This window comes from Nonomuraea sp. ZG12 (genome assembly GCF_052068115.1).
Lineage (GTDB): Bacteria > Actinomycetota > Actinomycetes > Streptosporangiales > Streptosporangiaceae > Nonomuraea.
The window spans coordinates 278,998-297,912 of record NZ_JBQHCW010000009.1; the positions used below are offsets into that span (position 1 = coordinate 278,998).

An 18,915-nucleotide genomic window follows, 5' to 3' on the forward strand; every position below is an offset into this window, starting at 1 on the left:
CCGTCAGACCGTTTCCGTTTCCAGGAGGGCCTTCACCTCGCGGGCCGACGGGTTGGTGCGGACCACGCGCCCCTTGGCGGTCTCGATCACCACGGTCGGCACGACCTGGTTGCCGTTGTTGACGCTCATCACGAACGCGGCCGCATCGGCATCGCGCTCGATGTCGATCTCGTCGAACCGGATGCCTTCTCGGGTCAGCTGGGACTTCAGCCGCTTACAGGGGCCGCACCATGTGGTGCTGTAGACCGTGAGCGCCATGTCAGGATTCCCTCCAAGGTCAGGAACGGGCGATCCGTGCAACAACCCCGGGAGCCCGGGTAATCCCTCACCCGATGCGCTCGGTTATCCACTTCTGTACACGCTCGGCCACGCTCACGTTACGGTGCAGCCCGGAGGCGTGCGCCGTGCCCGGCACGGTCACGACCTGCACCGGCACACCCGCCTTGGCGAGCGTCTGCTTCAGCAGCATGCTCTGCACCGGAGGCACGAACTCGAACTGCGAGTGCACGGTCAGCATCGGCGCGTCCTTGGCGCTGGCGTGCCAGGCGACCTCCATGCTGGCCCAGACCCGCGAGCACTTGCCCTTGGGCGCGCAGCCGCCGGCCAGCCGGATCGCCGCCTTGCGGAGGCGCGCCGCGTAGGGGTCGGCGGCCGTGGCGCCGTCGGTGTAGGCGCGCAGCGGCGAGATGATCGGCGACAGGCCCACGACGCCCTTGAGCCCCGGCATGCCGTTGCCGTAGGTGCCCACGGCCGCGGCGATGTGGCCGCCCGCGGAGAAGCCGGTCACCACGAAGTTGCCCGCGTCGAACGCCCACCTGTCGGCGTGCCGCTTGGCCGTGGCGATGGCGTCCAGCGCGTCGGCGCGCTGCGCGGGCCAGGCCGCCTCGGTGGAGAGCCGGTAGTTGAGGTTGAAGACCGTGTAGCCGCGGTCGGCGTACGTCCGAGTGATCTCGGTCATCTGCTTCTTGTCGCCGCTGGACCACCAGCCGCCGTGCACGATGAAGATCCCCGGGCGCTTCTGGCCGTCGGGCGTCCACCAGACGTCCATCTGCTGGTGACGGTGCTTGCCGTAGGAGACGGTCTCGGAGGCCAGGCCGCCCATTCCGTCCAGATCGGTCACGGAGGTCGTCGGCGTCGGACCCGGTACGGGGTCCGTGGACGCCGCTGCGGTCGCGGGCGCGAGCGCGACACACGCGAGCGCTATCGCGCTCAAGGAAACCGCTGTTCGCACGACCTTCCTTCCTCCTCCATGCTCAGGGACGGCCCCATTGTGATGGAAGAGACCAGTTCTTTGCACCTTGTTGCCTGGGAGTTGCCTGGGCGTTACCTGCAACGGGCGAATGCCGCACCTTGTCAGAATGGAGCCTGGACCGCCACCGGCTGGGAGGATGGACAGGTGAACAGCGTGGATGACGTGCTGTCCGGCCTCGATCCGGAGCAGCGTGAGGTGGCAGAGACCCTGCGTGGGCCCGTCTGCGTGCTCGCCGGCGCCGGCACGGGAAAGACCAGGGCGATCACGCACCGCATCGCTCATGCCGTGCGCAGAGGAGTGGTCGACGCACGCAGCGTGCTCGCAGTGACATTCACCACACGGGCGGCGGGCGAGCTGCGGCAGCGGCTGCACGCGCTGGGGGCGCCCGGGGTGCAGGCGCGCACCTTTCACGCCGCCGCGCTGCGGCAGCTCACCTACTTCTGGCCCCGGGTGATCGGCGGCGCGGCGCCGTCGGTGATCGAGTCCAAGCTCCCGGTGCTGGTGGAAGCCTGCCGTCAGATCCGGAAAAATCCGGATCGGTCCGAGCTACGGGACATCGCGGCCGAGGTCGAGTGGGCCAAGGTCACCCAGGTCGGCCCGGAGGACTACGTCGCGGCTGCGGCCAAGCACCACCGCACCTCTCCTGTCCCGGCCGAGGAGGTGGCCCGCCTCTACGAGTCCTACGAGCGGATCAGGCGCGAGCGCCACCTGGTCGACTTCGAGACCATCCTGGAGCTCACCGCCGCGGTGATGACCGAGCACCAGGAGGTGGCGGGGCAGATCCGCCAGCAGTATCGCTACTTCGTCGTCGACGAGTACCAAGACGTCAACCCGCTGCAGAAGCTCCTGCTCGACACCTGGCTCGGCGGTCGCAAGGACGTGTGCGTGGTCGGCGACCCCAACCAGACGATCTACTCCTTCACCGGCGCCACCCCCCGCTATCTGACGAACTTCGCCGTCGAGCACCCTGACGCCGCGGTCATCAAGCTGGTCCGCGACTACCGCTCCACGCCGCAGGTGGTCGACCTGGCCAACCTGGTCATCGCCAAGGGGCGGTCGCCGCACCGCGTGGAGCTGATCGCGCAGCGACCCGAAGGCCCCCGGCCGGCCTTCGCCGACTACGACGACGAGCCCGCCGAGGCCGCCGGAGTCGCCCGCGCCATCCGCAAGCTGATCGACCAAGGCGTGCCGTCCCGCGAGATCGCCGTGCTCTTCCGCACCAACTCCCAGTCGGAGGCCTACGAGCAGGCCCTGTCCAAGGCCGGCCTCCCGTACGTCCTGCGCGGCGCGGAGCGCTTCTTCGAGCGTCCGGAGGTACGGCAGGCGGTCGTGCTGCTGCGCGGCGCGGCCCGCTCCGCCGCCGGCGAGCCGCTGGCCGCCGAGGTCCACCACATCCTGGCGGGCGTCGGCCTGACGCCGTCACCGCCCGGCGGCGGCAAGGCGCGCGAGAAGTGGGAGTCGCTCAAGGCCCTGGCGGACCTCGCCGAGGACCTGGCCGCCACCGGCGCGGACCTCCAGGCGTTCGTCGCCGAGCTCGAACGCCGCGCCGCCGAGCAGCACGCGCCCCCGATCGAGGGGGTCACCCTGGCCTCCCTGCACGCCGCCAAGGGCCTGGAGTGGGACGCGGTCTTCCTCGTCGGCCTGACCGACGGCATGATCCCCATCATCTACGCCGAGACCCCGGAGCAGATCGAGGAGGAGCGCCGCCTGCTCTACGTCGGCATCACCCGGGCCCGCGAGCACCTGTCCCTGTCCTGGGCGCTGTCGCGCGCCCCCGGAGGCCGTAAGAGCCGCCGCCCGTCCCGCTTCCTCGACGGCCTCACCGGCCGCGCGCCCGCCGCCTCACGCGCGGCGGCGCCCGCCCGCGAACGCCGCCCGGTCGCGGCCCCGGTGAGCTGCCGCGTCTGCGCCAAGTCCCTGACCACGGCGCCGGAGCAGAAGCTCGGCCGCTGCTCCACCTGTCCGGCCGAGTACGACGAGGCCCTGCTGGAGAGCCTGAAGGTCTGGCGCGCGGCCACCGCCAAGGAGGCGAAGCTGCCGCCGTACGTCGTGTTCACCGACGTGACGCTGCAGGCCATCGCGGAGCGCGCGCCCACCACCGAGCAGGAGCTGCTGTCCATCGCCGGCATCGGCCGCGTCAAGCTCGACCGCTACGGCGAGGCGGTCCTCGGCCTCTGCCGTACCGCCTCTCCATGAGTCCCGCGGTGATGGCACCATGATGACGGGCGGAATTCCGGACACCGCCGATGCGAGGGGGATCTGTGAACGAGGCGCTGAAGGAGCTCCTCGACCTGCTCGACCTTGAGCAGCTCGAACTGGACATGTTCCGGGGGCGCAGCCCGGAGGAGCGCATCCAGCGCGTCTTCGGCGGGCAGGTCGCCGCGCAGGCGCTGGTCGCGGCCGGTCGCACCGTGGACTCCGACCGGCACGTGCACTCCCTGCACGCCTACTTCATCCGCCCCGGCGACCCTTCGGTGCCGATCGTCTACAACGTCGAACGCGTGCGCGACGGCAGGTCGTTCACCACGCGCCGGGTCAAGGCCATCCAGCACGGCAAGACCATCTTCACGATGTCCGCGTCGTTCCATGTCCTGGAGGACGGCGTGGCGCACCAGGCGGCGGTGAAGCCCGACGTGCCGGACGCCGAGTCGCTGCCCGCGTACCAGGAGCGGATGTCGAAGCTGCTGGGCACCCATCCGGAGCTGCGCGAGTGGGCCTCCCGCCCTCGCCCGGTGGACTCCCGGTACGCCTCCCCGCTGACCTGGGAGGCGTACGCCGACCCGGCGCTGCGCAGCGCCGAGACCAACGTCTGGTTCCGCTACGACGCCGACCTGCCGGACGATCCGCTGCTGCACGTGGTGCTGGCCGCCTACGCCTCCGACTTCACCCTGGTCGACACGATCTTGCTGGCGCACGGCATGGCCTGGGGCGCCTCCAATGTCATGGGCGCCTCCCTGGATCACGCCATGTGGTTCCACCGGCCGTTCCGGGCCGACGACTGGCTGCTGTACGCCCAGGAATCCCCCTGGTCAGGGGCGGCGAGAGGGCTCGCGCGGGGCGAGATGTTCACCGCTTCTGGCGAACTGGTGGTGTCGGTGGTGCAGGAGGCCATGATCCGTGTGACAAAGTCGTAAAATCGCAGGTAGAAAATATGTTGCCCAGTTCCCGGATCCCGGTTTAGGGTCTTGGACAAGCGAGTCGGGCATTCAGCCCGACGATCCCAGAGTGGAGGTGAGCCCCGGTGATCAGCATGAACATGACGGCCACGCAGTGGCTCGCTTCCGCATGCCGTGACTCGGTGAGGCTCGTCCATGGGCCGGCCAAGCTGCGGCGGGAGCAGTCTGCCCGACGTCAGGACTCCGCTTTCTACGCGCGTGCCCACTACGGTGCGGCCGCCCTGATCGCTCCTGCCCTCGTCGCAGGCGCCGAAGTGTCGACCCCGCAGTTCACCAAGGGTGGAATGTGCGGTCCGCAACCCTGGAGGGATGCGCCGGTCATAACCTGACCGGCACATAGCAGCCCCCAGGCCGCGGATCCGCACACAGGATCCGCGGCCTCTTTGTTTGTCCGTGATCCCCGAACACCCCCGAGGTGCCAGAACAAGCTCAAAAAGACCGATCGAAGGAGAAAGCAGATGGGGGCGAAGACGATCATGGACCTGATCGACGAAGCCGAGATCCCCTGCCGTACCGACCCTGACCTGTGGTTCGCTGAGTCACCGGAGGACGTCGAGTTCGCCAAGGCGCTCTGTGGCGGCTGCCCGATCCAGAAGGCCTGCCTGGCCCGCGCGCTCGAGCGCGAGGAGCCTTGGGGCGTCTGGGGTGGCGAGCTGATCCTCCGCGGGACCATCGTTCCCCGTAAGCGTCCGCGCGGCCGTCCGCGCAAGCACCCGGTCGCTGCCTGAACCAAAGCCAGTTCCACCACCGACTTCCGACAGAAAGAAGACAGGCAATGAGCATCCCGACGAGTCACATCTCGCTTCCGTCTCTCTACCATGAATTGGTAAACGACCGAATACAAACGCTTCATCAAGAGGCGCGAGAGCAACGCCTGGTCGCGCGCATCAGCCGCATCCAGCGAGCTGAGCGCCGGGTCCAGCGGGCGAACGAGCGCCTCAGCCGGGCCCTGAGCATGGAGGGCTGATCCGGGAGATCCTGCCGCCGGCGCAGGATCTCCCGGATCCTCCGACATCAGCTTGGTGACCATCGATCGCCCCGCGGGGAACACGACCTGTTCCCCGCGGGGCGGTGTCGTTTCCGGGCCGGGGTCGTTCCCGGCGTTTCTTTTTCCGGTGTTTCTTTTTCCGGCGTCAGCCGTCAGTGCGCGACGGCTCCGGAAGCGGCGACCACGCGCGGCTCGTCCTCGGCCGACCACAGACGGGTGGCCAACCAGGCGATCCCCACCGCTGCAACGACCAGGCCGATGAGATAGACCGGCAGCGGGACCGCGTTGCGCAGCGAGCCGGGGATCATCCCCACGGCGTAGAGCGCCACGCCCAGCGGAGGCAGCAGGCCGGTCCTGATGGCCGCCGCGCTGAACATCAGCACCCCCGTCACCAGTACGACCGAAGTGACGAGGAAGGCCATGCCCGTGGTCCCCGCGAGGAGTCCGGCTATCGTGGCGGCGTCGAGTGACGGGAAAACGAAGTGCAGCGCGTACTCGATGGCGAACGCTCCGGCGAGGCCGGCCGCGTTGAGCAGGTATCCGATCAGGCCGACGTTGCCCGCACCGCCCCTGACGAGCAGGTACAGGCCGGTGATCGCGAACAGTCCCGTCAGCGCCCCGAACGGGGCGATGGCATGCGTGAGAGCCGTTTCGGGGACGATCCCCGCGCGACGGAGCACGTTCACGATCAGAATCACAGCGCAGACATGGGCGGCCACGGCGGCCATCCGGTAGAGACGCATGTACGGCCTTCCTCTCTGGTGATTACGCCGTAAGCATGCGCGCTCAGGGGCCGCCCGCTCAGACCTGGCGAGCTCTCGTAAGCACCCCGAAAGAACTCAACAGGACATGCCACAGGAAGTCGCGGTCGTGTGGTGAACCGGACCGGGCTCGGAGGCGGTTCGTTCCGGGCGATCATTCGCGAATGCCTTCGGAAGGCGCGTCACGTCAGTGCCCGTCGCCGGCCTCGCTCTCGCCAGGCCGTGAGCACCGCGTCGGCGGCGTCCGTCGTCCGCGTGGTGTCGACCTCGTAGTCGTACGGCCCGAAGGTGTGAATGCCGTCCTTCTCGACATGCGCCCGGCCTTCGCCGATACGCCGATCACCGCGGGCCCGTTCCCTGCGGTCGAGCTCGTCAAGGTCGCAGTGCACACCCACCAGGAAGACATCGAACCCGGCCAGTAACCCGGCGAGCTGCACCCGCCAGGCCGGGAACTCGATGATGTGCTCCACGATCAGGTCGTTCCCCGCTCCGGCCAGCGCGGGCAGGCAGCGATGGAACCCGTGGAAGAAGCGGGGGCGCATCTCCGGCCACCAGGCGAACGGCCCGTCATGATCACGCCGCTCCGGCAGCATCCCGGCCGCCACGAACTGATCGGACGACACGTACAGGAACGGCTCGTCCAGACACCGCTGCAGCGACCTGGCGAGCGTGGACTTGCCCGAGCTGGAGGCGCCGTTGAGCATGATGATCCGCCCCGGGCCCCGATCCGGCGGCTGCGGCTCGATCGGAAGACTCATGCCCCCTTGTATGGCAGATTCGCCGCCGATCTGCTTCCCCTATATGGCACGTCCAGTTTGATTCCATCAAATTGATTTGATGTATTCTGCTGACATGGTCCCCACGGGTCAGACGCCACCGGCGTTCGTGCGGCTGGCCGCCCACCCACTGCGGTGGCGGCTGCTGACCGAGCTGGCCGCGAGCGACTACCGCGTCCGCGAGCTGGTCCACCTCCTCGGCCAGCCGCAGAACCTGATCTCCTACCACCTGCGGCTGCTCCGCGGCGGCGGCCTGGTCACCGCCCACAGGAGCAGCTTCGACGCCCGCGACAGCTACTACCACCTGGACCTGGAGCGCTGCGCGCAGGCGCTGACCGCCGCCGGCCTCGCCCTGCACCCGGCGCTGCGCGTCGACCCCGCCCCGCCACCGTCCACGACCGCCGAGCTCCAGCCTCGCGTGCTGTTCACCTGCACGGGCAACAGCGCCCGCTCGCCGATCGCCGAAGCCCTGCTGCGCCACCGCACCGGCGGCCACATACGGGTGACCAGCGCCGGCAGCCACCCCAAACCGCGCATCCACCCCCAAGCTGTACGAGTCCTACGCGAGCACTACGGCATCGACCTGGCCGGCCAGCGGCCACGCCACCTGGACACGGTGACCCACCACCGGTTCGATCACCTGATCAGCCTGTGCGACAAGGTCCGCGAGGTCCGCGCTGAGTTCGCCGGCCACCCGCGCCAGATCCACTGGAGCATTCCCGACCCGGCCACCACCAGCGACATCGGCTCAGCCATCACCCGCGACAACGATCAGGCTGCGACCAGCGAGGCCGAGTCGGCCGCCACCAGCGACAACGACCAGGCGAGCTACTCCGCCTTCAGAGAAACGGCAGCGGAGATCGACACCCGCATCCGCTACCTCCTGCCCGTTCTCGTCCAAGCCACAAGTCTGGAGATCGAGCCATGACAACAACACCCGACGATCTCGCCAGCGTCCGCTACATCGTCGACGACGTGGCCGCCGCCGCCCACTTCTACACCACCCACCTCGGCTTCACCCTGCGCACCAACCCGGCCCCCGCCTTCGCCGACGTGGTCCGCGGCCCGTTGCGCCTGCTCCTGTCCGGCCCCGCGAGCTCCGGCGCCCGCGCCACGCCCGAGGACTCGACCGCGCCAGGCCGCAACCGCATCCACCTCATCGTCGACGACCTCGACACCGAGATCGCCCGCCTCCGCGCCGCCGGACTGTCCTTCCGCAGCGACGTCATCGCCGGTCCCGGCGGCAAGCAGATCCTCCTCACCGACCCAGCCGGTAACCTCATCGAACTCTTCGAACCCGCTTCACGCTGAGCCGCCCTGCGCATCCTCAGCTTGAGGCAGGATGCCAGGTACGCCGAGGAGGGCGGCCGGCGATTCACGTACCGGCACAACACCGGAGCTTCTAGGGCAGGACGGACTGGGCCATGGCGCGGATGGTTTCCTCGAACCGCCGTACCTCGTTCAGGTCCACGGCCAGATCGATGAGCTTCCCCTTCTTCCAGGCGGTGAGCGGCTCGGCCGGCGGCTGGTCGATGAGCGCGGCGATCGGCCGCACCGCCTTGGCCACCGGTTGGGCGAATACCGCCGATGCCACCCGTACGAGACTGCGCAGCGGCTGACCGAAGGGCTCGTGCAGCCCCGTCGCGACGAACACCGGGTTGTACAGCACGTACTTCGTACGCTCGGAGGCGTAGGCCGCCCCGAGCAGTTCGCTGGCCCTGGCGCCCTGCATGGTCGCGGCGACCGCCCGGTACTTGTCCTTGAACTGGAGATCGTCCCAGCGAATCAGACCGCCCTTACCAGCTCTGCCCTGCCCAGCGCCGCACAGGTTGGTGATCACCGGTGCCGCCGCCTTCTCCAACGGGCCGCGCAGCCCCTCGGCCAGGAGCCAGCGGTTGAGCACGTAGAGGGCGAAGGTGTGCTCGAAACCCTCCTCGGTCTCCACCCGTGTCGGGTTGAACCGGAACGCGGCGAGCACCAGCGCGTCGACCACGGGGTGCTCGGTGCAGAGCCGTTCCACCAGGTCGCTGCTCTGGCGAAGGGAACTGAGGTCAGCCCGGATGAAACGAACCCCCGGCACCTCCTCGCGCAGGCGCCGCCCACCCTCCTCGCTGCTGCCCACGGCCACGACCTGATCACCTCGTTGGACGTAGTGACGGGCCAAGGCCCTGCCGATGCCATTCGTACCTCCCGTGATCACGATGGTGCGGGTCATAGGTTGAGGCCCTCCTCAAGTTGAGATGCACCTCAAGTTAGCTAAGCTTGCGGCCATGCGCAAGGACGCCCTGCAGAACCGCGAGCGCCTCCTACAAGCGGCCCGGCAGCTGTTCGCGGACCGGGGGCTCGACGTGTCTCTCGAAGAGATCGCACGTACGGCCGGGGTGAGCATCGGGACCCTCTACAACCGCTTCCCCACAAGGGACACCCTGGTGGAAGCAGTCTTCGCGGACCGAGTGGCGACCGTGGCCGAGCTCGCTGAGCAGGCGCTGGCGACGGCCGACGCCTGGGAGGGCTTCGTCGCGTTCCTGACCGGCGTGTGCGAACTACAGGCCGCGGACCTCGGCTACAACGACCTCGCCGCACGGACAACGGCAACCGACGGCGATCGCGGACACGCCCTGATGCGGGAGATCCTCAACCGAGCCCAACGATCCGGGGATTTGCGACCCGACATCACCCTCGCCGACATGGCCTTCGTAATCTGGGCAATGGCGGCGACCATCAGAGCCACCCACAAAGTGGCACCCGGAGCCTGGCGACGCCACCTGGCCCTGACCCTGGACGGCCTACGCACAGCAGCAGCCCAACCCCTCCCAACCCCACCCATCCCCACCGCACAAATCCGCGCCGCGATGCGTGAGTGCTGACCTCACCCGGCTCCTGCCATCTCCATCGCGCAGGCGCCTGTCCATCGCGCAGGCGCCTGCGCGATGCGTGAGTGCTGGCCTTTCCCGGTTCCTGCGATGCCCATCGGGCAGGTGCGTGCTGTGATGCTGAGTGCTGACCTCTCTCGGCACTTCTCAACCTGCGACAGAGTCACCGTGACCCGCCGCTGGCGGCGGACAACATTTCGTGTACGCCGTCTTCCGGCTCCTGCCGTGTCCTTCGCATGGTGCGTGTCGCGGTGCGTGCGTGCTGGCCTTTCCCGGCCTTCTTAACCTGCGAGGGAGTCGCCTCTGACCCGACGTCGGCGGACAACATCTTTGCGTACGCCGTCTCGTGGCGGACGTCGTCTTCGTGTACGCACCCTTAACCGGCAAGAAGGTCTCCGGTTGGCGGTGGCTTCTTCGACGGCTGAAGTGGTCGACCAGACAGTACTTGGCCATCGATTCGAGGCCGTCAGGTTACCTGCCGTGGGTGCACGGATCGGTGCCGACCTGGACGGCGACCTCCTCGTCACGCCAATTCGCGGATGCGCTCGATCGTGTGCTGCCCCGAGGAGGTGTTGGCCGGGACCATTGGTCAACGGCTTGCTCGGCGGTCGAGTCAGCTCACAGGGTGTTCAGGTGCGCTTGCCGAAAGGCCGGGCAGCCCATGTGTAAGCGCTACCCTCCTCCCTGATGGAGGCCGGCACCTGAAAGGAATGCTGAACTGGCCTTACGGGCTGCATCGGCTCGATTCCAAGCGCTTGTCGCCGAGCTCGAAGCTTCATCCTCCAAGGCCATGATCACGGTGGGCACCGGGCGGTTCAAAGACACGGACTACGGGAGGGTGAAAGCTCTCGCCCCGTGGGCGAGGAAGCTTGCGCCCAATAGGGAGGAAGCTTCTCCCCTCATGGGAGGAAACCGCCTCGTGGGAGCGGGAAGCTTTCGTTTCGAAGGGTGGGCGAGCGCGTTGTTTCAAGGGACGGCGAGGGCTTCGTCGTTAGGGTCGTCGATGAAGCCGGGGACCCAGCGGACGGCCTCGTCACGGAAGCGGGCAGTGGTGCCGAGCTGGCATAGGACGCCGACGCCGGCCGCGTGTACACGGTGAATGAGGACGTAGGAGGCCGGCAGATTGAGCTGGCGTACGACGTTGGTGGGGCGGAGGTCGGTGACGCTGGCCGCCTGGGCTCGAAGCCATTCGCGGCTGAAAGTGAACTCCTCGACGGCTGTCGGCTCGACGTAGGGCGCGAGGAAGGCGCGCAGGGCATCGGGGTCGATCTCTATGCCGGGGCGGATGAAGCCTTCCTCACGCAGCCCGTTCACGACGGTGTCCATGTCGCCTTGGTTGAAGATGCGGGTCAGCTGGCCGAAGACCGTGGGGTAGCCGCCGGGCATGCGGTTGACGGCGCCGAAGTCGAGGATGCCGAGCTTGCCGTTGGGCAGTATGCGGAAATTGCCCGGATGCGGGTCGGCGTGCAGCATGCCGACGCGGGCGGGGGAGCAGAACAGGAACCGGACGAACAGCAGGCCGGCGTGGTCCCGCTCCTCCTTGGTGCCGTCCGTGATGACGCGCGACAGTGGGGTGCCGTCCATCCACTCGCTGACCAAAATCATCTCGTTGGCGGCGATCACGTCGGGGACGTGGAAGTCGGGGTCGTTGTGGAATTCGAGGGCGAAGGCGTGCTGGGCCTCGGCCTCGCGCAGGTAGTCGAGCTCCTCGGCCACCCGGTCGCGCAGCTCGGCCAGCACCGCCTTGATGTCGAGACCGGGAAGCAGCGCGCCGAACATCTTGCCCAGGCGAGCCAGCTGGGCGAAGTCACCGAGCAGGGCCTTGCCGGCCCCTGGGTACTGGATCTTGACCGCGACCTGCCGGCCGTCGTGCCACACGGCCTGGTGCACCTGGCCGATCGAGGCGGCCGCGGTCGGCTGGTCGTCGAAGGAGAGGAAGTTGTCGCGCCAGTCGTCGCCGAGCTGCTCAGTGAGCACTTTGTGAACGGTGGCGGCGGGCAACGGGGGTGCAGCGTCCTGAAGCTTGGTGAGGGTCGCGCGGTAAGGGCCGACGATCTCCTGTGGCAGGGCGGCCTCGAAGATGGACAGGGCCTGGCCGAGCTTCATCGCCCCGCCCTTGAGCTCGCCGAGGACCTTGAAGATCTGCTCGGCGGTGCGCTGCTGGATCTCCTCTGCGACGATCTCCGCGGACTTGCCGCCGATGCGCTTGCCGAGCCCCATGGCGGTGCGACCGGCGAAACCGAGTGGAAGGGCGGCCAACTTGGCGGAGCGCGTGACTGCTCGGCGTGGAAGATCGCTCACACTGATGCGCGGAATCCCAAACGGGATGCCACTTCCCCCCTTCATGGTCGATACCTGAGCATGTCAATCGCAGGTAGCTGACATGACCATTGTGCGCGGATATGGGTTGTTTCGCGTACAACGACATTGCGGATGCATGACCCACGATCGCCGTTCCCAGTGCCAATCAGGGAAGACATCCATTGTGCCGTTGGTCACAACCGCGTCCCGGCCCTCGAGGTGGGCGAGCGCGTGACCGGTCGCCGCCGCCGCCACCAGGCTCGCGAGGACCGCATCGCAGGCGATTTCGCCCGGCGGATAGCCGCCGAGGCGTGCGGTGACGATCGGCCAGGCTGGGTCGCGGTCGCGACGAGCCAAGTCTAGGCAATGCAAACATGCGGTCTGACCAGGCAGGACTAGGGGCCCCACGCAACCGTGACCCTCGAACGCCGCCACGAGAAGGTGAGGGATGCCCAGGGCGATGAGCTCGTTGACGAGCACACGGTCGAGCGGCCGCACCGGAGTAAGGATCACGAGATCGGGCCGCTGGGTCTTGTCACTCAGATACGGTCCACCGGCCTGCACGTCCACGGTCGACGCCCGACGCTCCGCACCCCTGGCGAAGGAGGATGCGCAGCCGGGCTCGGCGTCCGTCATGGGGCTCTGGCGGTTTCCGCCCCCGTTGGGGCTGCGTGCGCGGCTGGGCTTCGCCCCCGTGGTTGGGGTTTGACGGTTCATGCCGGAGTTGGTGGTGAGTGGGCGGCGGGGCTTCGCCTCCGGGGTGGGGCCTTGACGGTCGTTGCCGCTGGTGGCGGTGGGTCCGGGTGTTGTAGGTGGATGATGTCCGTTTGTGCTGTTGTCCGAGCGCGACGCGGGGCCGGGCTTGGCGTAGGTGGTCCGGGCATTGGCCGAAGAGGGCGCGCTTGGGGAGCTCGGTGTGCGGTCATCAGGTTGCTCTGGTGGGGGAGGGGTGGTGGCTCTGCGGGCTAGTGCCACCGTGCCGTCCTGGCGGCTGAGGCCGAGCTCGGACCAGGTCAGGCCGCCGGGAGCAAGGTCCTCCGGGCGGGTCGGCTCGGGATCGATCACCTGGATCGTCCCCACGCCGGCTGCGGCCAGCAGGGCGACGACCTGGGCGCCCACCCGGCCGGCGCCGTAGACGCGCACGTGCGCCTCTCTCCTGCGCCGCATCGTCTCCCGGCCACCGTCGGGGGTGGAGGAGGCCAGGTCCAGGGCCTCCAGGTCGGGTCTGAGGCGGTCGAGCTCCGCCAACGGGAGTGGGAACGGCGGGGCCGAGGCGTCGTGCAGCACGCCTTGCTCGATGAGCTGGTCGAGCAGGGACCGGGCGCTGGGCTCGTCCAGCCCTGCCGCCACGGCTGCGCGCAGCACGTGGGCGAAGTCACGGGTGCCGTCGAGAGTGTCGATCCACTGGCGGATCGGCCGAGTCAGGCCGGTCAGCATGAGCGCCCGCTGAGGGTGCAGGCCGATCTGCAGGGTGTGCTCGTCGCGGTCGACGCACCGGAGGGCGGGTTTCACACGTGGCCTCATGGCCCGAAGATTCGCACGAGCCTTGAAGATCCCGAGTCGCTTTTCGCGCCCCTGTGGATAACTTCCGCCGACACCTGACCGCCTGTGGATGACCATCCGCCCCGGAGCCCTGCGGATGACCACCCGCCCGTGCCAACTCTGTGACCACTCGGCCGGAAAACGACCGAAAAACGACGCCCACCATGGCACAGCCGTGGACTCGGGGCCGGCGGCGAGGGCGCTGCCGATCGCGCCGATCGCGCCGACGGCGTGCGCGAGCCAGCCGCCTGAGCCGTCCCGGCGGCCGATCTCGCCCGGCGGCACCGGCACAGGCACCAGGACCGGCACCGGTAGCGTCTCCGGCACCAGCAGCGTCACCGTCACCGGCAGCGTCACCTCACCGGCAGGGTCAACAGCACCAGACCAGCACCAGCACCAGCAGCGTCGCCGGCACCAGCCCGGCTCCTCAGCACCCCGCAAGCTACGCTTCCCCGCATGAACGATCTTCTCGTCGACCGCCAGGACGACGGCGTCGTCCTGATCACCCTCAACCGCCCCGACGTCCGCAACGCCATGACCGACGGCATGACCGACGCCTGGCAACGCACCATGACCGCCCTGGCCAGAGACCGAGACGTCCGGTGCGTGGTGGTCACCGGCGCCGGGCACCGCCTTCTGCGCGGGCGGGGACCTGTCGTGGCTGGGGGAGCGGGGAGTGGAGCCGGTCGACCGGCTGCGCGACAGGATGCTCGCCTTCTACCGCTCCTGGCTCTCCATCACCGACCTGGAGGTGCCCACGATCGCCGCGGTGAACGGCGCCGCCGTGGGTGCGGGCCTGTGCGTGGCGCTGGCGTGCGACCTCGTGTACGCCGCCGACGACGCGAAACTGCTGGCACCGTTCACGGCGCTGGGCCTGCACCCGGGGATGGCCGCCACCTACCTGCTGCCGAGGCGGGCGGGGACCGGCCTGGCGAGGGAGATGCTCCTGACAGGCCGCATACTCCTCGGCGCCGAAGCTGCCGATAAAGGCCTAGTAAACCGATCTTTCCCGAAAAATGACCTTATGTCGGAGGTGATGGCTATCGCCAGAACAGTGGCCGGCAACGCCCCCATTGCCACCAAACTAACGAAAGTCGCACTCAATGAGGATCATCCACACCTGGAAGCCGCGCTCAGATGGGAGTCCCTGGCCCAGCCGGTGACCATGACATCCGCGGACATGATCGAGGGCCTGGCAGCGCATCGGGAAAGCCGTGTTCCCAAATTCACCGGCTCTTAATCATCTGACCAGCAGAAACAGCGTCCACCCTCTGTGGAATTTCGCCAGTCTCGGCTAACGTGCATATGTGCCCCCCGAGACAGTCGAGGTCCGACGTAGCTCTCGTCGCCGGCGCACGGTCTCCGCATACCGTGACGGCGACAAGACGATTGTGCTCCTGCCCGCCTGGCTGAGCGGCGAGGACGCGGATGAATGGGTGAGCCGGATGCTCGATCGGCTAGCGGCGAAAGAACGCCGACGGCGGCCGACGGACGAAGCGCTCCTCGAGCGGGCCAAGGAGCTGTCGATGAAGTATCTCGACGGCAGAGCCGACCCTGTGAGCGTCCGCTGGGTCGACAACCAGCGGCATCGATGGGGCTCCTGCACTCCGGAGAGCGGCACGATCAGGATCTCGACCCGCCTCAAGGGCCTGCCCGAATGGGTCATCAACTACGTCATCATCCACGAGCTCGTGCACCTGCTGGTGCCGAGCCACGGCCCCCGTTTCTGGGCGCTGGTCGAACAGTATCCCAAGGCAGAGCGGGCGCGCGGGTTCCTCGAAGGATTCTCCGTCGCGGCGCAGACGGCACCGGAGGAATGTTGACGCGCGTCGTCGCGGTCCTGGTACGACAGAGCATGGCGAAGTCCGCCCCCCGTGGCGTCGACGCGCGGCTGTGGCTGGAGGCGGTGGCCGAGGACACCTACGAGATGGTCTCCGGCCTGGAGCTGGTGACACCCGTCCTGGTGACGAGCGTCCCCGGCCTGGACGAGATCGTCTGGCCCGGCACCGAGGTGATCTCCATCGCCGAGGACGAGTCGCTCAGGAGCATCCTCGACCGGCTCGGCGGCGATCAGGCGGCGGTGATCGCCGGCGACGCGCCGGATCTACCGCCGTTGCTGGTCGGCAAGCTGTTCCGGGAGCTGGGCCGGGCGCGGATCACGGTCAGTCCGGCCGAGCGCGGCGGGGCCGTCGCGCTGGCCTGCGGCCTGCCCGCACCCGACTGGGCGGACCCGGATCTGGACGACCCGGACCTGGTGGCGACGTTGCGCGCGCAGGCTCCCGGCCCGCGGATGGTGGCGACCACGCCGGGCTGGCACCGCCTGCGCACCCCGGACGACGTCGAGCGCCTGGACCCCGGCCTCGAAGGCTGGGACAACACGCGGGCCCTGCTCACGGCACGGTGAGCTCCGCGAACACCGCCCGGTGATCGGTGCCGGGCACGTCGTGCACGCTGACCGCCTTGACTCCCACCCGGTGGTCGACCAGCACATGGTCGATGGTGATGATCGGCGGGATCCGCTTGTTCGCCGGCCAGGTGGGGATCAGCCCCGCGCCGACCTGGGCGGCGGCGTCCTTGTAGCCGCGATCGAGCAGGCGGCGCATCGCCGCGTGGTCGAGTGAGGCGTTGAAGTCGCCGGCCAAAATGCGCACGATGTCGGCGGAGGCACTGGGGAACGACTCCAACGACTGGTTCCACTCGTGCACCTGAGGGCCGAGCGGCGGGAACGGGTGCACGTCGATGAACTCGATCGGCCGGGCGCCGGGCAGCGACAGCCTCGCGGCGGGCGTGTTGTGGCTCGCGGAGCGCGCCGGCACACCGGCGATCGGCTCCAGCGGATGCCTGGAGAACAACCCGCTCCCGCCCGCGCTCCATTCGGCCTGGACCACGCGGTGCGGCATCAGATCACGCAGGCCGGCCTGGTCCAGCTGCTCCACCGCCGAGGGGGTCAGCTCCTGGGTGTTGAGCACGTCGGCGTCGAACTCGTGCACCATCTTCATGATCGCCTGGGCGTCGGCCTGCCCGAACAGCATGTTGATGCTCAGCACCTTGAACGGCCTGCCCGGAGTGGCCTCGGCCGTGCCGAAGGCCCTGGGCAGCACGCTGAAGCCGAGCGCGGTGGTGGTGAGCAGGGCGATCGCGGCGGCGGCGCGCCTGCGGCCCAGCGCGGCGATGAGCAGGGGGATCAGCGAGCCCGCCGCGGCGTACGGTGTGGCGGTCATGAGCTGGGTGGGGATCGACCCGCGCTCCAGCCCCGCGAGCCTGGCGACGGCCCAGGCCGCGAACGGCGTCACGGCGAGCCAGGTCAGGGTGGCGCGGGCGCGCCCGCTGCGCTTGCGGCGGACAGGGGTGACGATCGTGCCGCCGACGGGACTGTCCGCCGAAACCTCCACATGCCCCCCTTTGGAACGATGCGACTCTGGCGGACTCTAGCCAAGCGCGCGTGAGCGCGAGGTAAGAGCGGCCTGCCCGCGTGCGGCCAGGCGGCGGGTCGCCTCGTCGGAGAGCTCCGGGATCTCCTCGACCGGGAACCAGCGCAGATCCAGCGATTCATCGCTGATCACGGCTTCCGCGCCTGCGGGGGCCACGGCGGCGTACTCGACGTCGAAATGCCGGCTGTCGGGCGGATGGCACCAGACCAGGTGCTTGTCGAGCGCCAGCGGACCAGGCAGTAACTCCAGGTGCGGGATCCCGGACTCCTCCACGGCCTCGCGGAGCGCGACCTCCGCCAGCGTGCGGTCGCCCGGCTCGCAGTGACCTCCCATGGGCAGCCACATGCCGGCCTTGGGATGCAGCGTGAGCAGGACCCGCGCGCCGTCGTGCGACAGCACCGCCGTCGTCGCCGTCAGATGGCCGGGAACGCACTGGCGCAGCATGGCGTCGTCGTGCGCCGCCAGATGCCGCAGGAACTCCGTGCGCAGCACCTCCTCCTCGGCCGTCGGCGCCGTCCACGCGGTGAGCACGCCCACCGCGTCGTCGTGCAGGCTCAACTCTGGTCGCCCTCGTCGTCGGGCTTGCGGTCGAGCTGCGAGATGTCCCAGGCCGCCTCGCCGCGCACGAACGCGTCGGGGTCGTCCAGGTCGTCGGCGTGCGGCATCAGGTCGGGGTGACCCCACAGTGCGTCGCGCCCGTCGACACCGCGCTCCTGCTTCAGCGCTTGCCACAGCGCCGCCGCCTCCCGCAGCCTGCGCGGACGCAGCTCCAGGCCGACGAGCGTGCCGAAGGTCAGCTCGGCCGGACCGCCCGTCGCGCGACGACGGCGTACGGTCTCCGCCAGCGCGACGGCGGAGGGCAGCTTGCCGGCGGCGGCCTCGTCGACCACCGTCGCCACCCAGCCCTCGACCAGCGCGAGCATGGTCTCCAGGCGAGCCAGGGCGGCCTTCTGCCGCTCGGTCTCCTCGGGCTTGAGCAGGGCGCCCCCGCTGAGCGCCTCCTGGAGCGCCTCGGGGTTGTTGATGTCGAGGCCGCGGATCTGCTCCTCCAGCGCGGAGGTGTCGACCGTGATGCCCCTGGCATACTCCTCGACGGCGCCGAGCAGGTGCCCGCGCAGCCACGGAACGTGCTGGAACAGCCGGTGGTGCGCCGCCTCGCGCAGCGCCAGATAAAGCCTGATCTCGTCGGCCGGGTGCTCCAGCCCCTGGCTGAAGGAGGCGATGCCGCCGGGCAGCAGCGCGGCGGTGTCCGACAGCGGCAGCCCGATGTCGGTCGTGCCGATCACCTCGCGGGCCAGCGAGCCGAGGGCCTGGCCGATCTGCTGGCCGACCATCATGCCGCCCATCTGCTTCAGCATGCCCATCAGCGGCCCGGCCATCTGCTGCGCCTCAGGCGGCAGGTTGGAGCCGCCGAGAGCGCCGCCCATGGTCTCGACCATGCGCTCGGCGATCGGCTCGGCCAGCTTGCGCCACACCGGGATCGTGTTCTCGATCCACTCGGAGCGGCTCCACGCCTGTGGGCCGGACACGCCGCTGGGCAGCGCGGTGGCCTCGTTGAGCCACAGGTCGGCCAGCTGGAGCGCGTCGACGATCTGGCGTCGCTCACCCTCCATGACGCTGGGATCGCCCTCTGCGACCACGGCGTGGCGGGCGATGTTCTTGGCCATGTCCCAGTTGACAGGGCCGGAACCCTGCGGCGCCGACAGCATGTCGGCGAACTGGCGCATCGCCTGAGCCATCTGCTCAGGGTCGCCGAACATGGCGAACGGGTTCTCGTTGGGGTCGTTTTCGCGACCTGGCAGGTCAGTCACCGCT

The 18,915-nt window shown here is 69.0% G+C and carries 18 protein-coding genes and 1 pseudogene; 9 read left to right on the forward strand and 10 right to left on the reverse strand.

Annotated features, from left to right (window positions below; genetic code table 11):
* Positions 1-3: 3 nt before the first annotated feature.
* Positions 4-258 carry a glutaredoxin family protein gene (locus ACTMTF_RS25785; protein WP_441112981.1) on the reverse strand — a complete coding sequence of 85 codons (255 nt, stop codon included), beginning with the start codon at positions 256-258 and terminating at the stop codon, positions 4-6.
* Positions 259-325: 67 nt separating this feature from the next.
* Positions 326-1,120 carry an alpha/beta hydrolase gene (locus ACTMTF_RS25790; RefSeq protein ID WP_441112982.1) on the reverse strand — a complete coding sequence of 265 codons (795 nt, stop codon included), beginning with the start codon at positions 1,118-1,120 and terminating at the stop codon, positions 326-328.
* A 285-nt stretch (positions 1,121-1,405) separates the two neighbouring features.
* Here ACTMTF_RS25790 and ACTMTF_RS25795 point away from each other — a divergent pair, with 285 nt between their 5' ends.
* The 3 genes from ACTMTF_RS25795 (at position 1,406) to ACTMTF_RS25805 (ending at position 5,156) form a co-directional block, all read left to right on the forward strand.
* Positions 1,406-3,448, forward strand: coding sequence for an ATP-dependent DNA helicase UvrD2 (locus ACTMTF_RS25795; protein ID WP_441113011.1), 2,043 nt, complete (start codon positions 1,406-1,408; stop codon positions 3,446-3,448).
* A gap of 65 nt (positions 3,449-3,513) precedes the next feature.
* Positions 3,514-4,386 (forward strand): acyl-CoA thioesterase, encoded by an 873-nt coding sequence (locus ACTMTF_RS25800; RefSeq protein ID WP_397011615.1) that lies wholly within the window; start codon positions 3,514-3,516, stop codon positions 4,384-4,386.
* Between the two features lie 500 nt (positions 4,387-4,886).
* Entirely contained in the window at positions 4,887-5,156 is a 270-nt protein-coding gene (locus ACTMTF_RS25805) for a WhiB family transcriptional regulator (protein WP_441112983.1), read from the forward strand.
* A gap of 412 nt (positions 5,157-5,568) precedes the next feature.
* Here ACTMTF_RS25805 and ACTMTF_RS25810 read toward each other — a convergent pair whose 3' ends face one another.
* Both ACTMTF_RS25810 and ACTMTF_RS25815 read right to left on the reverse strand, forming a co-directional pair.
* Entirely contained in the window at positions 5,569-6,159 is a 591-nt protein-coding gene (locus ACTMTF_RS25810; protein ID WP_441112984.1) for a hypothetical protein, read from the reverse strand.
* Between the two features lie 200 nt (positions 6,160-6,359).
* Positions 6,360-6,935, reverse strand: coding sequence for a chloramphenicol phosphotransferase CPT family protein (locus tag ACTMTF_RS25815; RefSeq protein ID WP_441112985.1), 576 nt, complete (start codon positions 6,933-6,935; stop codon positions 6,360-6,362).
* A 94-nt stretch (positions 6,936-7,029) separates the two neighbouring features.
* Here ACTMTF_RS25815 and ACTMTF_RS25820 point away from each other — a divergent pair, with 94 nt between their 5' ends.
* A complete protein-coding gene (locus ACTMTF_RS25820) occupies positions 7,030-7,881 on the forward strand; it encodes an arsenate reductase/protein-tyrosine-phosphatase family protein (RefSeq protein ID WP_441112986.1) in 852 nt (283 codons plus the stop codon).
* Positions 7,878-8,264, forward strand: coding sequence for a VOC family protein (locus ACTMTF_RS25825; protein ID WP_441112987.1), 387 nt, complete (start codon positions 7,878-7,880; stop codon positions 8,262-8,264). The genes ACTMTF_RS25820 and ACTMTF_RS25825 overlap by 4 nt, the downstream gene beginning before the upstream one ends.
* Before the next feature lie 91 nt (positions 8,265-8,355).
* On the opposite strand, the gene ACTMTF_RS25830 is transcribed toward ACTMTF_RS25825, so the two are convergent.
* Positions 8,356-9,168 carry an SDR family NAD(P)-dependent oxidoreductase gene (locus ACTMTF_RS25830; RefSeq protein ID WP_441112988.1) on the reverse strand — a complete coding sequence of 271 codons (813 nt, stop codon included), beginning with the start codon at positions 9,166-9,168 and terminating at the stop codon, positions 8,356-8,358.
* 55 nt (positions 9,169-9,223) lie between these two features.
* Between ACTMTF_RS25830 and ACTMTF_RS25835 the strand changes: the two genes are divergently transcribed.
* Positions 9,224-9,820 (forward strand): TetR/AcrR family transcriptional regulator, encoded by a 597-nt coding sequence (locus tag ACTMTF_RS25835; RefSeq protein ID WP_441112989.1) that lies wholly within the window; start codon positions 9,224-9,226, stop codon positions 9,818-9,820.
* Positions 9,821-10,792: 972 nt separating this feature from the next.
* Here the strand turns inward: ACTMTF_RS25835 and ACTMTF_RS25840 are convergent.
* Both ACTMTF_RS25840 and ACTMTF_RS25845 read right to left on the reverse strand, forming a co-directional pair.
* Positions 10,793-12,085 (reverse strand): ABC1 kinase family protein, encoded by a 1,293-nt coding sequence (locus tag ACTMTF_RS25840; protein WP_441112990.1) that lies wholly within the window; start codon positions 12,083-12,085, stop codon positions 10,793-10,795.
* Positions 12,086-12,190: 105 nt separating this feature from the next.
* Complete coding sequence (locus tag ACTMTF_RS25845) at positions 12,191-13,747, reverse strand: ThiF family adenylyltransferase (protein ID WP_441113012.1); 1,557 nt, start codon at positions 13,745-13,747, stop codon at positions 12,191-12,193.
* Positions 13,748-14,215: 468 nt separating this feature from the next.
* Between ACTMTF_RS25845 and ACTMTF_RS25850 the strand changes: the two are divergent.
* The 3 genes and pseudogenes from ACTMTF_RS25850 to ACTMTF_RS25860 all read left to right on the forward strand — a co-directional run bounded on the left by ACTMTF_RS25850 (position 14,216) and on the right by ACTMTF_RS25860 (position 16,073).
* A pseudogene (locus tag ACTMTF_RS25850) lies at positions 14,216-14,909 on the forward strand (enoyl-CoA hydratase/isomerase family protein).
* Between the two features lie 67 nt (positions 14,910-14,976).
* Positions 14,977-15,492, forward strand: a complete 516-nt coding sequence (locus ACTMTF_RS25855; protein ID WP_397011595.1) for a M48 family metallopeptidase — start codon at positions 14,977-14,979, stop codon at positions 15,490-15,492.
* Positions 15,486-16,073 carry a hypothetical protein gene (locus ACTMTF_RS25860; RefSeq protein ID WP_397011593.1) on the forward strand — a complete coding sequence of 196 codons (588 nt, stop codon included), beginning with the start codon at positions 15,486-15,488 and terminating at the stop codon, positions 16,071-16,073. Before ACTMTF_RS25855 ends, ACTMTF_RS25860 begins: the two co-directional genes overlap by 7 nt.
* On the opposite strand, the gene ACTMTF_RS25865 is transcribed toward ACTMTF_RS25860, so the two are convergent.
* Genes ACTMTF_RS25865 through ACTMTF_RS25875 form a run of 3 tightly spaced genes read right to left on the reverse strand, consistent with a single transcriptional unit; the run spans position 16,060 to position 18,911 of the window.
* On the reverse strand, positions 16,060-17,061 hold the full coding sequence (locus ACTMTF_RS25865) for an endonuclease/exonuclease/phosphatase family protein (RefSeq protein ID WP_441112991.1): 1,002 nt from the start codon (positions 17,059-17,061) through the stop codon (positions 16,060-16,062). The genes ACTMTF_RS25860 and ACTMTF_RS25865 overlap by 14 nt on opposite strands.
* A gap of 36 nt (positions 17,062-17,097) precedes the next feature.
* On the reverse strand, positions 17,098-17,658 hold the full coding sequence (locus tag ACTMTF_RS25870; RefSeq protein ID WP_397011589.1) for an NUDIX hydrolase: 561 nt from the start codon (positions 17,656-17,658) through the stop codon (positions 17,098-17,100).
* On the reverse strand, positions 17,655-18,911 hold the full coding sequence (locus tag ACTMTF_RS25875) for a zinc-dependent metalloprotease (RefSeq protein ID WP_441112992.1): 1,257 nt from the start codon (positions 18,909-18,911) through the stop codon (positions 17,655-17,657). Before ACTMTF_RS25875 ends, ACTMTF_RS25870 begins: the two co-directional genes overlap by 4 nt.
* Positions 18,912-18,915: the final 4 nt, after the last annotated feature.

Coding starts and splice junctions, on each gene's coding strand:
- ACTMTF_RS25805 (WP_441112983.1), top strand. CDS start 4,887: ATGGGGGCGAAGACGATCATGGACCTGATCGACGAAGCCGAGATCCCC.
- ACTMTF_RS25815 (WP_441112985.1), bottom strand. CDS start 6,935: ATGAGTCTTCCGATCGAGCCGCAGCCGCCGGATCGGGGCCCGGGGCGG.
- ACTMTF_RS25830 (WP_441112988.1), bottom strand. CDS start 9,168: ATGACCCGCACCATCGTGATCACGGGAGGTACGAATGGCATCGGCAGG.
- ACTMTF_RS25835 (WP_441112989.1), top strand. CDS start 9,224: ATGCGCAAGGACGCCCTGCAGAACCGCGAGCGCCTCCTACAAGCGGCC.
- ACTMTF_RS25845 (WP_441113012.1), bottom strand. CDS start 13,747: ATGGTCATCCACAGGCGGTCAGGTGTCGGCGGAAGTTATCCACAGGGG.
- ACTMTF_RS25810 (WP_441112984.1), bottom strand. CDS start 6,159: ATGCGTCTCTACCGGATGGCCGCCGTGGCCGCCCATGTCTGCGCTGTG.
- ACTMTF_RS25820 (WP_441112986.1), top strand. CDS start 7,030: ATGGTCCCCACGGGTCAGACGCCACCGGCGTTCGTGCGGCTGGCCGCC.
- ACTMTF_RS25825 (WP_441112987.1), top strand. CDS start 7,878: ATGACAACAACACCCGACGATCTCGCCAGCGTCCGCTACATCGTCGAC.
- ACTMTF_RS25860 (WP_397011593.1), top strand. CDS start 15,486: ATGTTGACGCGCGTCGTCGCGGTCCTGGTACGACAGAGCATGGCGAAG.
- ACTMTF_RS25785 (WP_441112981.1), bottom strand. CDS start 258: ATGGCGCTCACGGTCTACAGCACCACATGGTGCGGCCCCTGTAAGCGG.